This window comes from Devosia yakushimensis, assembly GCF_030159855.1.
Taxonomy (GTDB): domain Bacteria; phylum Pseudomonadota; class Alphaproteobacteria; order Rhizobiales; family Devosiaceae; genus Devosia; species Devosia yakushimensis.
On record NZ_BSNG01000001.1, the window covers coordinates 543,802 to 556,835 of the forward strand.

At 63.1% G+C, this 13,034-nt stretch carries 11 protein-coding genes and 1 tRNA gene; 11 read left to right on the forward strand and 1 reads right to left on the reverse strand.

Going from position 1 to position 13,034, the window contains the following annotated elements:
• Window positions 1-45 precede the first annotated feature (45 nt).
• Genes QQL79_RS02540 through QQL79_RS02590 form a run of 11 tightly spaced genes read left to right on the forward strand, consistent with a single transcriptional unit; the run spans window position 46 to window position 12,696 of the window.
• Window positions 46-1,032 (forward strand): ABC transporter permease, encoded by a 987-nt coding sequence (locus tag QQL79_RS02540; RefSeq protein WP_284387607.1) that lies wholly within the window; start codon window positions 46-48, stop codon window positions 1,030-1,032.
• Between the two features lie 14 nt (window positions 1,033-1,046).
• Window positions 1,047-2,183: an ABC transporter permease gene (locus QQL79_RS02545; RefSeq protein ID WP_284387609.1), complete on the forward strand. Its 1,137-nt coding sequence runs from the start codon at window positions 1,047-1,049 to the stop codon at window positions 2,181-2,183.
• Window positions 2,158-3,216, forward strand: a complete 1,059-nt coding sequence (locus QQL79_RS02550) for an ABC transporter ATP-binding protein (protein WP_284387611.1) — start codon at window positions 2,158-2,160, stop codon at window positions 3,214-3,216. Before QQL79_RS02545 ends, QQL79_RS02550 begins: the two co-directional genes overlap by 26 nt.
• A complete protein-coding gene (locus tag QQL79_RS02555) occupies window positions 3,213-4,265 on the forward strand; it encodes an ABC transporter ATP-binding protein (RefSeq protein WP_284387613.1) in 1,053 nt (350 codons plus the stop codon). The genes QQL79_RS02550 and QQL79_RS02555 overlap by 4 nt, the downstream gene beginning before the upstream one ends.
• Complete coding sequence (locus QQL79_RS02560; protein WP_284387615.1) at window positions 4,265-5,095, forward strand: 5-deoxy-glucuronate isomerase; 831 nt, start codon at window positions 4,265-4,267, stop codon at window positions 5,093-5,095. Before QQL79_RS02555 ends, QQL79_RS02560 begins: the two co-directional genes overlap by 1 nt.
• Before the next feature lie 28 nt (window positions 5,096-5,123).
• On the forward strand, window positions 5,124-7,001 hold the full coding sequence (locus QQL79_RS02565; RefSeq protein ID WP_284387617.1) for a GH39 family glycosyl hydrolase: 1,878 nt from the start codon (window positions 5,124-5,126) through the stop codon (window positions 6,999-7,001).
• A gap of 3 nt (window positions 7,002-7,004) precedes the next feature.
• Complete coding sequence (locus tag QQL79_RS02570) at window positions 7,005-7,820, forward strand: sugar phosphate isomerase/epimerase family protein (protein ID WP_284387619.1); 816 nt, start codon at window positions 7,005-7,007, stop codon at window positions 7,818-7,820.
• 5 nt (window positions 7,821-7,825) lie between these two features.
• Entirely contained in the window at window positions 7,826-8,842 is a 1,017-nt protein-coding gene (locus QQL79_RS02575; RefSeq protein WP_284387621.1) for a hydroxyacid dehydrogenase, read from the forward strand.
• Entirely contained in the window at window positions 8,842-10,233 is a 1,392-nt protein-coding gene (locus QQL79_RS02580) for an enolase-like domain-containing protein (RefSeq protein ID WP_284387623.1), read from the forward strand. Before QQL79_RS02575 ends, QQL79_RS02580 begins: the two co-directional genes overlap by 1 nt.
• Window positions 10,230-11,966, forward strand: coding sequence for an L-arabinonate dehydratase (gene araD / locus QQL79_RS02585; protein ID WP_284387625.1), 1,737 nt, complete (start codon window positions 10,230-10,232; stop codon window positions 11,964-11,966). The genes QQL79_RS02580 and araD overlap by 4 nt, the downstream gene beginning before the upstream one ends.
• 10 nt (window positions 11,967-11,976) lie before the next feature.
• Entirely contained in the window at window positions 11,977-12,696 is a 720-nt protein-coding gene (locus QQL79_RS02590) for a ribonuclease activity regulator RraA (RefSeq protein WP_284387627.1), read from the forward strand.
• Between the two features lie 188 nt (window positions 12,697-12,884).
• Here QQL79_RS02590 and QQL79_RS02595 read toward each other — a convergent pair.
• Window positions 12,885-12,961: transfer RNA gene (locus QQL79_RS02595), tRNA-Arg, on the reverse strand.
• Window positions 12,962-13,034 lie beyond the last annotated feature (73 nt).

A 13,034-nucleotide genomic window follows, 5' to 3' on the forward strand; every position in this document is an offset into this window, starting at 1 on the left:
ACACCCGCGCGCTTGCCCGTTCGCCTAATTGTCAGGAACTTGCACATGGTTGGCTACATCATCAGACGCCTGCTCTACATGATCCCCATGATGGCAGTGATTTCCATGGTCACCTTCATCATCATCCAATTGCCACCCGGCGATTTTCTGACGGCCATGACGGCGCGTCTGGCGTCCCAGAGCGAGTCCATCGATCCCGGCGTGCTGGCTGGCCTGCGTGAGCGCTATGGGCTCGATCAGCCGTGGGTCGTGCAATATTGGAAATGGATCAGCGGCATCGTGCTGCGTGGCGATTTCGGCCAATCCTTCGACTGGAACAAGCCGGTCAGCGAGCTGATCTGGGGCCGGCTCAACCTGACCATGGTGGTTTCGGTCACGACGCTGATTTTTGTTTGGGCCGTAGCCTTCCCGATCGGCATCTATTCGGCGGTGCGACAGTATTCGGTAGGCGACTATTTCGCCACCTTCCTGGGCTTTCTCGGGCTGGCCATTCCCAATTTCCTGCTGGCTTTGGTGCTCATGTTCGTTTCGGCCCAATATTTCGGCCAGAGCGTGGGTGGGCTGTTTTCGCCCGATTACATCAATGCCGCCTGGAGCTGGGGCAAGTTCGCCGATCTGATGTCCCATATGTGGATACCGATAATCGTGCTCGGCACCGGGTCCACAGCCGCGCTGATCCGCATCATGCGGGCCAATCTGCTCGATGAGCTGAACAAGCCCTATGTAGACATGGCCCGCGCCCGGGGTCTGGGCGAGATCCGGCTTCTGCTGAAGTATCCGGTGCGGGTGGCGCTCAACCCATTCATTTCGACCGTTGGCTGGGTGTTGCCGCATCTCGTGTCGGGCGCGGTGGTGGTTTCCATTGTGCTGAGCCTGCCCACAACCGGGCCGCTACTGCTCAGCGCGCTCTTTGCCCAGGACATGTATCTGGCCGGCAGCTTCATCCTGCTGATGAGCATGCTGACACTGATCGGCACCCTGATTTCCGACCTGCTGCTTGCCTGGCTCGATCCACGCATTCGCAACGGCTGAAGGATTTGACTGAAATGACTGATCAAGCCATTGCGCTATCGCCTGAACCCAAGGCCGAAAACAAGGTTGCTGCCGCCGGGCAGTGGCAGCTGATCTGGTGGCGCTTCTGCCGCCACCGGCTGGCTCTGGCCTCGGGTGTCATTCTGCTGCTGATCTATATGGTGGCGATCTTTGCCGAGTTCCTGGCGCCGCTCTCCTCCCAAACCTACGATTCCCGATACACCTACGCACCGCCCCAGCAGGTCAGGTTCGCCGGCTACGATAGTTCGGGTGTGTTCCAGCCCCTTTACGTTAATGGCTATAGCGTCAAGATCGACCCGATCGCACTCAATCGCACCTATGAGGTCGATCCCTCGATCGTCATCCCGGTGGGTTTTTTCGTCAAAGGCGAGCCCTACAAGCTCTGGGGCCTGTTCGAATCCGACAGGCACCTGATCGGACCGGTGGAGGCGGGCAATCCCTTCTATCTGTTCGGCGCTGACCGGCTGGGCCGCGACGTGTTCAGTCGCACTATCCACGGCACTCGGGTTTCCATGTCGGTGGGGCTGATCGGGGTCACTATCAGCCTCGTGCTGGGTATTATTCTAGGTGGGCTGTCCGGGCTCTATGGCGGCTGGCTCGACGATGTGATCCAGCGCTGCATTGAGCTGCTCAATTCGATCCCAACCATTCCGTTGTGGATGGGGCTGGCGGCGGCAGTGCCGATCAGTGCCGATCCGCTGCTGGTTTATCTCTGGATCACCATCATCCTGTCGCTGATCGGCTGGACCGATCTGGCGCGGGTGGTGCGCGGACGGTTCCTGTCGCTCAAGACCGAGGATTTCGTCATTGCCGCGCGGCTCGATGGCTGTTCGCAGATGCGCATCATCTGGCGGCATATGGTGCCCTCCTTCATGAGCCACATCATCGCTTCGGTGACGCTGGCCATTCCGACGATGATCCTGGCGGAAACCGCGCTTTCCTTCCTTGGCATCGGACTACGTCCACCGGTGGTGAGCTGGGGCGTGTTGCTGCAGGAAGCCCAGAACATTCTCGCCGTCTCCAGCGCGCCCTGGCTGTTCCTTCCCGGCCTGGCCGTGATCGTCACCGTGCTGGCCCTCAATTTCCTCGGCGATGGACTTCGTGATGCTGCAGACCCCTATGAATATTGATACCGCCGCCCGCATGCCGCAGGTTGATCCCGATCCGCTGATCGAGGTGGATAATCTGGCCACCCATTTTTTCGGCGGGGCTGGCATGGTGCGGGCGGTCGATGGCGTATCCTTCACCATTCCGCGCGGCAAGACCGTCTGCGTGGTGGGGGAATCCGGCTCCGGCAAGAGCATTACCGGCCGTTCCATTCTCAACCAGGTGCCGCGTGGCGGGCGCATCGTATCGGGCGCCATTCGCTATCGGCCCGATCCGGCGGAACCAGCGGTTGACCTGGTGGGGCTCGACCCACGCGGCCGCGAAATGCGGGCCATTCGCGGCGCCCAGATCGGGCTGATCAGCCAGGAGCCGATGGCGGCTTTGTCGCCCGTGCATACGATCGGCAACCAGATGATGGAGGTGATCCGCCTGCATCTGAAAATGGGCCGCAAGGAAGCGCGGGAACATGCCATCGAAACGCTGGCGCTGGTTGGCATTCCTCGGCCGGCCGACCGGATGGAAAGCTATGCGTTTCAATTCTCCGGCGGCATGCGGCAGCGCGTCTGCATTGCTCTGGCGCTGGCCTGCCGGCCCAAGCTGCTGATTGCTGACGAGCCGACCACGGCGCTCGATGTAACCACGCAGGCCAATATTCTGGACCTGCTGTCCTCGCTTCAGGCCGAATTCGGCCTGTCGGTCTTGTTCGTTACCCATGATCTGGGCGTGGTGGCCGAAATCGCCGATGAGGTGGTGGTGATGTATCTCGGCCGGGTGGTCGAAGCGGGCGATGTCGACACGATCTTTCATGCGCCGTCCCACCCCTACACCAAGGCGCTGCTGCAATCGGTGCCCCGCATGCACGGGGAGCCGACCGAACGGCTGGCGATCATTGAAGGCATGGTGCCGTCGCGCTTCGAGCGACCGCAAGGCTGCAGCTTTCATCCACGCTGCAAGGAGGCCGTGGTCGGCCTTTGCGACCGCAAAGATCCCCGGCCGGTCAGTGTGGGCAATGGCCATGTGGTCAGCTGCTTGCTCCATCAGGGAGAACAATCATGACCGCGCCTACTGCCGCGCCGCTGCTCGAGCTTGACGATCTGCGCATGCATTTTCCCATCCGCAAGGGTGCCTTTCGGCGGGTTGTGGGGCATGTCAAAGCCGTCGATGGCGTTTCGCTGCGCGTCGAGGATGGCGAGACGCTGGGTATTGTGGGGGAATCGGGCTGTGGCAAGTCGACGCTCGCCCGCACTGTGCTGCGCATCTATCAGCCCACCAGTGGAGAAATCCGCTATCGCAACCGCAGCGGCGGCACGGTCGATCTAGCCTCATTATCCGGACCGGCGCTCAACGAAATTCACCGCGACCTGCGCATGGTGTTTCAGGACCCGCAATCCTCGCTCAATCCGCGCCTGCCGGTGATCGACATTATCGGGGAAGTGCTCAGCATTAACGGCATCGTCAAGGGGCAGGAGCTGGAGCATCGGGTTGCCGAACTGATGCAGAGCGTGGGTCTGCGGCCCGAATATATGCGGCGCTATCCCCATGCCTTTTCGGGTGGGGAGCGGCAACGCATTGGCATTGCTCGTGCACTGGCCTCCAATCCGCGGCTGGTGATTGCCGATGAGGCAGTGTCGGCCCTCGATGTCAGCGTGCAGGCGCAGACCATCAATCTGCTGCAGGACCTGCAAGAGCGGCTGGGCCTGACCTACCTTTTCGTCGCGCATGACCTGTCGGTCGTGCGGCATATCTCGGACAATATCGCGGTCATGTATGTGGGCCGAGTGGTCGAGAAGGCGCCGACGGCCGAAATCTTCTCGCGCCCGCTGCATCCCTATACCGAAGCGCTGCTCTCGGCCGTGCCGATCCCCGATCCGCGGCTGCGGCGCCGTGGCCAGCGCATTCGTTTGGCCGGCGAAGTCGCCGATCCGGCCAATGCGCCATCGGGCTGCGCCTTTCATCCGCGCTGCCGCTACGCCACGGATTTGTGCCGGCAGGAAGTGCCGCAATTGCGCAGCGTCACGTCCGCGGGGCACGAAGTGGCCTGCCACCATGCCGAGAAGCTGACGCTCAATCCCTTTGCCAATAGTCCTGTCCCGGAGCTGACCTGATGCCCGAACTCATCGCGCGCTCCGCCCAGCGGCCAATTGTCGACGCGTCTTCGGCAACGCTGGAACTGATCTATTTCGACCTGCTGACGTTGCCTGCTGGAGGGCAGGACACGCGGCAATTGCCACACCATGAAAGCCTCTATGTCGTGCTGTCGGGGCAGGTGGATATTGCAGTCGACGGGACCTTGTTCGAAGGGGTTGGTGGACGGGACGATATCTGGGGTGGCAATGCGGACTCGGTCTACACGCCGGTGGGTGCCGAGGTGCAGGTTACGGCGCGCGGCTCGGCGGAGGTCGCTATTGCCGGCGGGCTTTGCAGCACGCGCTATGCGCCATTTCGGGTTCGGCCCGATGAGGTGGACGCGGTCGAAGTCGGCTCGCGCGAAACCCATAGCCAGCGTCGGATCGTGCATCTGCTCGGGCAGCGGCAGAATGGGCGCTGCGGCAATCTGCTGGTGAGCGAACTCTATGCCGGGGAGGGGTGCTGGTCGGGCTATCCGCCGCACAAGCACGACACCGAAAGCGGCGATGTCGAGACCCATCATGAGGAGCTTTATCACTATCGCTTCCTGCCCGAGACGGGGTTTGGCGGCCAGCTCACCTATGATCAGGATGGCCCGGTCAAGACGCTGATGACCCGGCATGGCGACACTTTCCTGCTCGACCGGGGCTATCACCCCACCGTCACCTCGCCGGGGCATCGCGGCTACATCTTCACCATTCTCGTCGGCAAGCACCGGCGCGGCCTGATCCAGCAATTTGATCCGGCCCACCAGCACCTGACCAGCGTGATCCCCGGCATCGATGCGATGCGGGACAAGTTCAAATAATCGGCCCGGCCGAGGAGACGACAGCTTCATGCGCGAACGCACTCGCATAATTGTTGATGCCAGCCAGGCATTGCGCCCGTTCAACCGGTTCTGGCGCGGCACGGGCTTTTCGCCGGCCGAACTGCTGCTGGAACCCGAAATGCGCCAGATGCTGGCCCATATTGGAGGATTGCCGAATGAAGGTATCCGCTTCCTACGCGTGCATTATCTCTACAATCTGCTGAGCGCCACCAGCAGCGCGGGCAGGGTGGAGTATGACTGGTCGCTGCTCGACCGCGCGCTCGATGTGATGATCGAACATCGGCTCAAGCCGTTTTTCGAGCTGATGGGCAATCCGTCGGGCCTGTTCACCGACTATGAGGACATGGACCAGGTCCGGCTTTGGCGCGACCTCGTGACGGCGACGGTCGAGCGCTATGTCGGCCGCTACGGCATGGACGAGGTGCGCAGCTGGTATTTCGAGACGACCAATGAGGCCGATTCCGGTTGGTGGACTTATGGCGAGAAGGGCTACACCAATTACTATGATGCTTGCGTCGCCGGGCTCGATGCGGTCGATCCTGGTCTGCCCATGGGCGGCCCCGGCACGGCGCGGACGCTGTCGCCGATCTTCCGGGCCCTGATGGTGCATTGCGATACGGGGGTGAGCTGCCTCACCGGCACGAAGCCGCGCCTCGATTATATCTCGATCCACGAGAAGGGCGTGAATGGCAGTGTCGAGGACCTGACGCCCAACACATCAGCCATTGTGGACCGTACGCTGCTGGTGGTGGATTATCTCAAACGGCATCACCCCAGCCTTGCCGGGCTGCCGATCGTCAATGACGAATGCGACCCGCAATTGGGCTGGACGGACCGCCATTCCTGGCATGGCAAAGCCTATTATGCCGGTATCATCGCCAAGATCATCGAGCAGCATGACCGGCGGATCATTGCGCCGGGGGCAGCCGATTTCACCTTTCTCAGCAATGACCACGCCTTTATCGGCGGCTGGGGCCAGCGCACGATCTTTGCCTATTTCGGGCCACGCAATTTCGGCAAGGCGCAGTGGGAGCACAAGACGGACCTGGGTAAACTGGCGACCGATGTCGATACCGCGCCGCCCTTCGAGCTGATCAAGAAGCCCGGCCTGACCTCCATGGAATTGCTGGCGACGCTTGGCGACACGGTCTGCGCGGTGTCCGCGCAGCCGGCGCTTGATCCTGACGGGGACGGGTTGGCCATTTTGCCGACCAGGCTGGAAGGGGGCGGGGCCTCGATCACGCTCATTCATAGCGTCGATGCCATCAATCGATCGGGCCGGACCGCTGTCCGGCTGGAGGTGAGCGGGCTGGCGGCGGGGCGGCATGGGCTGTGCCTGCTGCGGATCGATGACGAATTCAGCAATCCGATGGAGGTTTGGGAAGCCCAGCACGACGAGAGCAATCCGCGTGGCCCTTGGGAGCCGGTCGGCGCGCCGCGCGAACCCACCGAGGCGCAATTTGCCGAGCTGCGCAAGGCGCAGGAGCCAGCCTTGCTGCATCCGATCAGCATTATCGAGGCCGAGGACGGCCGGGTGAGCGTGGATATCGATGTGCCGCTACCCTCGCTGACGCAGGTGCTGGTGGTGCCCGATACCGATACACCGCCGGCGGCGCCCACGGCTCTGGTGGTTGAGCGCTATCGCGGTCTGGGTGGGCGGGAAGAGCGCATGCTGTTCTGGGCGCCGGGCGATGCGCAGCCGGCCATTTTCTACGAGGTGCTGACCAGCAGTGATGGCGAGAACTTCACCCAGGTCAGTGCCGTGCCGCTGCTCTCGACGGCGTTCCTGCATATGTCGCCGCCAGCGGGTGTTCGTTACGCAGTCCGCGCCCGCGATGCCTTCGGCCGCCGCAGCCCGCTTTGTATTGCTCCGGCGCAGGGCTGATCGATGCATATCGCCTATTTTACCAAGACGCTGGAAGGCCTGTCCCTGGAACAGGCCGCCGAGACTACCGCCGATCTGGGCTTCGACTGTGTCGATCTGCTGATTCGCGAGGGGCATGTCGTGTCGCCGGGGGTGCCGCAGGATATTGCCCGTGCGGCGAAGGTATTCGGCGCGAATGGCGTGCGGATGCCTATGGCGACGATCGACGCTACCCGGCCCGATGAGGCGGCGGCTCGGCTGCTGGGGCATTGCGCCGAGACCGGTATCGGGCAAGTGCGGCTGGGGTTCTGGCGCTATGATCCGATGCGGCGCTGGCAGGCGCAGGTGGATGATGCGCGCCGCGATCTCGATGGTTTCGAGGCCTTGGCGGGCCGCTTGGGCATTGTGCTGAGTGTGCAATTGCATGGCGGCACGCTGCACAGTTCCGGCGCCCTGGCCCTACAATTGCTGGCGGGGCGCGACCCCACACGGATCGGGGCCTATCCCGACCCGGCCAATCAGATCGTGCGCGAAGGCAGCGAGGATTGGCGGGTGACGCTGGATCTGCTTGAGCCCTGGTTCTGCTGCATCGGCGTCAAGAATGGCGGCTGGTTTCCCGCTGCCTATGGCGCTGATGGGCAGCGCAGATGGCAATCGGATTGGTATGGGCTCGACGAGGGCATGGTGCCCTGGAATGAGATCGTACCGCATCTGGTGCGCAGCGGCTTTGCCGGGGTGGTTTCGCTGCATTCCCAATACCGGGTTCCCCGCCAGCAGGCGCTCGACAAGGTCCGCGCCGACCTGGCCTATTTCCGGCGTCTGGCCGCAAGCAAAGAGTAGAGATCATGACCAAACAGACTCCCGTGATTGCGGTGCTGCTGACCGAAAAAACACGCCGCATGATGCTGGACGATGGCTCCATCGCCCAGTTGAACGGACTTGGCGATGTACGCTGGCCGGCCGGGCCGACCATTGGTGCGGGCGAAGTTGACGCCCTGCTGCAGGGCGCTACGGCCTGCCTCACCGGCTGGGGCACGCCGGCATTCGATGTGGCGACGCGCCAGCGCCATCCGCAGCTTGCGCTGGTTGCCCATTCCGCCGGCAGCGTGCGGACATTGGTGCCGGCGCAATTGTTCGACGAGGGGCTAAGGGTCACCCATGCGGCGTCCAAGATCGCCGCTTCGGTGGCCGAATTCGTGGTGGCGGAGGCGCTGCTGGCTATGCGCGGCATTCCTCTGCTGCACCATGGATTGCGCAGTGGCGGTGAATGGCTCGATGTGCGCGCCTCGGTGCCGCAACGGCTGCTGGGCGGGCAGAGCGTGGGCATTGTGGGAGCGGGCTATGTGGGGCGCTCGGTCATCCGGCTGCTGGTGGCGTTTGGGTGCCGGGTTCTGGTTGTTGATCCGATGCTGGACGCCGATAAGGCCGCGGCCCTTGGCGTTACCAGTGTGAGCCTGGACGATATGCTGGCGCAAAGCGATGTCGTGTCGCTGCATGCGCCGGTTCTGCCGGCAACGCGCCGGATGATCGGCGCGCGTGAATTGGCGCTGCTGCGGCCCGGCGCGCTGTTCATCAATACTGCTCGCTCGCAATTGGTGGACGAGGCGGCGCTGTTGGCGGAAATCCGCTCGGGCCGCATCAGGGCGGCGCTGGATGTGTTTGACGATGAGCCGCTGCCCCAGGACAGTCCGTTCCGCGATCCGGCGCTGGGCAATGTTACTATCTCGCCGCATGCGGCGGGCCATACCGAAGAGGGGCATCGCAGTCAGGGGCAGGCCATGGTCGATGAAATCCGCCGGCATCTGCGCAATGAGCCGCTATGGCACGAAGTGTCGCGCGCCATGCTTGAGACCATGGCGTGATGACTGCGCCACGCATAAGGACCATCGAGATCGACGCGTTCGAGCGGGATACGCGATTGCGGCTGCCGTTCCGGTTTGGCGCGGCGACTTTGGAGCGGGCGCCGCAGGCCTTTGTGCGGGTGGTTGTGGCCGATGCGAGCGGGAGAACCGCCATTGGCGGGGCCGCCGAAATGATGGTGCCCAAATGGTTCGACAAAGACCCGGCACTGACGCCGGCGCAGAATGTCGAGCAATTGCGTAGCTCGATCCGCGTGGCCTCTGCCGCCGCGCTGGAGATGAGCGAGCCGATGGCGCTGTTTGCCGCCGCCCGGCTCAATGAGCTGGAAACCAGCCGCCGCCTGCCGGGAAATGCGCTGGCCGCGGGCTTCGGCCCCGCCCTCATCGCGCGGGCGGCGCTTGATGGCTATTGCCGGCTGGCGGAGCTGTCGTTTTTCGATGCGGTGCGGCGCAATCTGATTGGTGTCGGCGGGGAGATGTTGCCCAGTGATATCGACGGTACGGCGGCGGAGGCCGTGCTGGCGACGCTCAGGCCCGGCACGTCGATTGCGGCCCGCCACACGATCGGTCTGCTCGATCCGATCAGCGAAGCTGACATTGCCGATCCCGCTCATGACGGCTTGCCGCAGAGCCTGGAGGCGGTGATTGCGCGCTATGGTAATCGCTGGTTCAAGATCAAGCTTTCCGGTGATGGGGATGCCGACATTGAGCGGCTATTGCAGATAGCCGCCGTGCTGGAGTGCGTGCCCGATTATCGGGTCACGCTCGATGGCAATGAACAATTCGAGGCCGCAGAACAGGTTGATGCCTTGCTGGCCCGCATTGGGGCTACGCCCAGACTAGCCCGGCTGCGTGCGGCCATTGCCTTTGTCGAACAGCCTTTTTCGCGCGGGATCGCTATGGATACGCCGTTGGATGGTCTGGCGGGGCAATTGCCGTTCCTGATCGACGAAAGCGACGACACCGATGCCGCTTTCGCCCGCGCCAAGGCGCTGGGCTATACCGGGGTGTCCTCGAAAACCTGCAAAGGCATCTATCGCTCGCTGCTCAAGGTGATCCGCATCAAAACCGGCACCGCGCCGGGGCTGTTTGTCTCGGGTGAGGATTTGACCTGTCAGGCCGGGCTCGCCGTGCAGCAGGATCTGGCGCTGGTCTCCCTGCTTGGTCTGTCTCATGTCGAGCGCAATGGGCATCATTATGTCGCGGGCATGCAGGGCGCTCCGGCGGCGGAGAAGGCGCGCTTCGCGGCGGCCCATGCAGGCCTCTATGAGCCGGGTGCCGATGGGCCGCTCTTGTCGATCCGCGATGGTCAGATCGCCATCGGCTCGCTGGCGGCGGTGGGCTATGCCAGCGGCGCCTTGCCCGATTTCGATGCGATGGAGCCATTGGCATGAGCGCCCGCAAGACAGCGGGTGAGCTGCGCTCGGCGCGCTGGTTCGCGTCGGATGATCTGCGTGGTTTCGGGCATCGGTCGCGGCTGATGCAGATGGGCTACGACGCCAGCGACTGGGCCGGCAAGCCGCTGATCGGCATTTTGAGCACCTGGTCCGACCTCAATCCCTGCCACGCGCATTTCAAGCATCGTGTGGATGACGTGAAGCGCGGCGTGTTGCAGGCCGGTGGTTTTCCGGTCGAGATGCCGGCTCTGGCATTGTCGGAAAACTTCATGAAACCGACGACCATGCTCTATCGCAATCTCCTGGCGATGGAGACCGAGGAGCAGATTCGCGCGCATCCCGTGGATGGCGTGGTGCTGATGGGCGGCTGCGACAAGACCACGCCGGGCCTCATCATGGGGGCGCTCAGCGCCGGAATGCCGATGATCTATCTGCCGGCGGGGCCGATGTTGCGGGGCAATTATGCCGGCCAGCAGCTTGGCTCCGGCTCGGACGCCTGGAAATATTGGGACGAGCGGCGCGCGGGCACGATATCGGACAAGCAATGGCAGGGCGTCGAAGGGGGCATTGCCCGCTCCTATGGCCATTGCATGACCATGGGCACCGCTTCCACCATGACGGCCATCGCTGATGCGATGGGGCTGACACTGACGGGGGTGTCCTCCATTCCTGCGCCCGATGCCAACCATATCCGCATGTCGGCCCAGAGCGGGCGGCGCGTCGTTGAAATGGTTTGGGAGGGGCTGACGCCGGATCAGATCGTCACTCCGGCCGCAGTGCGCAACGCGGCAATCGTGGCCATGGCGACGGGGTGTTCGACCAATGCAGTCATCCATCTGCTCGCCATGGCGCGGCGGGCAGGGGTGGTACTGACGCTGGATGATCTGGACGCATTGGGCCGCACTACGCCGGTCCTGGCCAATATCCGCCCCTCCGGGCAGACCTATCTGATGGAAGACTTCTATTATGCCGGGGGCCTGTTAGCGCTGATGGCGCAAATTCGCGACCGGCTGGACCTGGGCGCGATGACGGTCTCGGGGGAGACCCTAGGTGCGGCGCTGGCCGATGCGAAAGTCTATAATGACGATGTGATCCGGCCGCTGTCCAATCCGATCTATCCCGAGGGATCGCTGGCTGTGCTCAAGGGCAATCTGGCGCCCGATGGCGCGGTGATCAAGCCGGTGGCCTGCGATCCCCGCTTTCATGTGCATCAGGGGCCCGCGCTGGTGTTTGACAGCTATCCGCAGATGAAGGCGGCTGTCGATAATGAAAACCTGGATATTACCCCGGACCATGTGATGGTGCTGCGCAATGCCGGTCCGCTGGGCGGTCCGGGCATGCCGGAATGGGGCATGCTGCCCATGCCCAAGGCGCTGCTCAAACAGGGCCATCGCGATATGCTGCGCCTGTCGGATGCCCGTATGAGCGGCACCAGCTATGGTGCCTGCGTGCTGCATGTGGTGCCCGAGGCGCATGTCGGCGGGCCACTGGCTCTGCTGCGCAATGGCGACATTATCCGCATCGATATTCCAAACCGCCGGCTGGATATGCTGGTGGACGATGCCGAGCTGGCGCGCCGCCGGGCTGCCTGGGTCAAGCCGGCCGACCGGTTCGGGCGGGGCTATGGCTGGATGTATGCCGCCCATGTCAGCCAGGCCGACAAGGGCTGTGATTTTGATTACCTGCTGCCTGAGTTTGGCCCGGCGGCCGGGGAGCCCGATATTTTCTAGGAGCATATGGATGAGCACTTTTGCGGATGCGACGCGGGACAAACTGATGGGGGTCAGCGTTGCCACGATCAGCACGGCGCTGTTCAAGCGCGGCCTGCGCAACCAGACCATTCAGGATGTGCAGCCGGTCGGCCGGAAGGGCCGCAACATGGTCGGCCCGGCCTATACATTGCGCTATATCCCGGCGCGCGAGGACCTCAACGGGCTCGAAGTGTTCCGCAATCCCGAGCACCCCCAGCGCGCCGCTGTCGAAAGCTGCCCGCCCGGCGCGGTATTGGTCATGGATAGCCGCAAGAATCCACGCGCGGCTTCCGCCGGCTCCATTCTGGTCACCCGGCTGATGGTGCGGGGCGTGGCTGGTGTCGTTACCGATGGCGGGTTTCGCGACAGCCCGGAGATCGCTGACCTGGCCATTCCCGCCTATCACAATCGTCCGTCAGCGCCGACCAATCTGACGCTGCATCAAGCGCTCGATATCAATGTGCCGATCGGCTGCGGCGACGTGGCCGTGTGGCCCGGCGATATTCTGGTCGGGGACGATGAAGCGGTGATCGTCATCCCGGCGGCTCTGGCTGACGAGATTGCCGATGAGGCTGTTGAGATGATCGCCTATGAGGATTTCGTCACCGAGCGGGTGCTGGCCGGGCAAACCATTATCGGGCTTTACCCGGCGACCCAGCAGCAGAATCTGGAGGATTTTGCCGCTTGGCGCGCCAAGCATAAACGCTGACATCAGCGAACCATGTGGAGCGCAGCTTGGTGCGGCCGCCTGTCATCAACAAATCGATTGGCAATGACGGGCTTGGGCGCAGAGGGACCTAAGCAAAGATCGTCCCTAAAGCCCGCATTTGCGCCAAACCGACTCACGATTTCTCGGCATCGGTTCAGGCCGAATTTGGCCCAAGACATGATCTGCGATGGTGACCCCGGCGGGATTCGAACCCACGACCCCAGGATTAGGAATCCTGTGCTCTATCCTGCTGAGCTACGGGGCCAGCCGGGCGCAACTTAGACAAAGAGGATAAACGAATAAAGTCATTTTGCTGCATCTTTCCAAGATGCTCGGTG

Coding starts and splice junctions, on each gene's coding strand:
- QQL79_RS02560 (WP_284387615.1), top strand. CDS start 4,265: ATGCCCGAACTCATCGCGCGCTCCGCCCAGCGGCCAATTGTCGACGCG.
- QQL79_RS02540 (WP_284387607.1), top strand. CDS start 46: ATGGTTGGCTACATCATCAGACGCCTGCTCTACATGATCCCCATGATG.
- QQL79_RS02590 (WP_284387627.1), top strand. CDS start 11,977: ATGAGCACTTTTGCGGATGCGACGCGGGACAAACTGATGGGGGTCAGC.
- QQL79_RS02550 (WP_284387611.1), top strand. CDS start 2,158: ATGCTGCAGACCCCTATGAATATTGATACCGCCGCCCGCATGCCGCAG.
- QQL79_RS02580 (WP_284387623.1), top strand. CDS start 8,842: ATGACTGCGCCACGCATAAGGACCATCGAGATCGACGCGTTCGAGCGG.
- QQL79_RS02555 (WP_284387613.1), top strand. CDS start 3,213: ATGACCGCGCCTACTGCCGCGCCGCTGCTCGAGCTTGACGATCTGCGC.
- QQL79_RS02570 (WP_284387619.1), top strand. CDS start 7,005: ATGCATATCGCCTATTTTACCAAGACGCTGGAAGGCCTGTCCCTGGAA.
- araD (WP_284387625.1), top strand. CDS start 10,230: ATGAGCGCCCGCAAGACAGCGGGTGAGCTGCGCTCGGCGCGCTGGTTC.
- QQL79_RS02565 (WP_284387617.1), top strand. CDS start 5,124: ATGCGCGAACGCACTCGCATAATTGTTGATGCCAGCCAGGCATTGCGC.
- QQL79_RS02575 (WP_284387621.1), top strand. CDS start 7,826: ATGACCAAACAGACTCCCGTGATTGCGGTGCTGCTGACCGAAAAAACA.
- QQL79_RS02545 (WP_284387609.1), top strand. CDS start 1,047: ATGACTGATCAAGCCATTGCGCTATCGCCTGAACCCAAGGCCGAAAAC.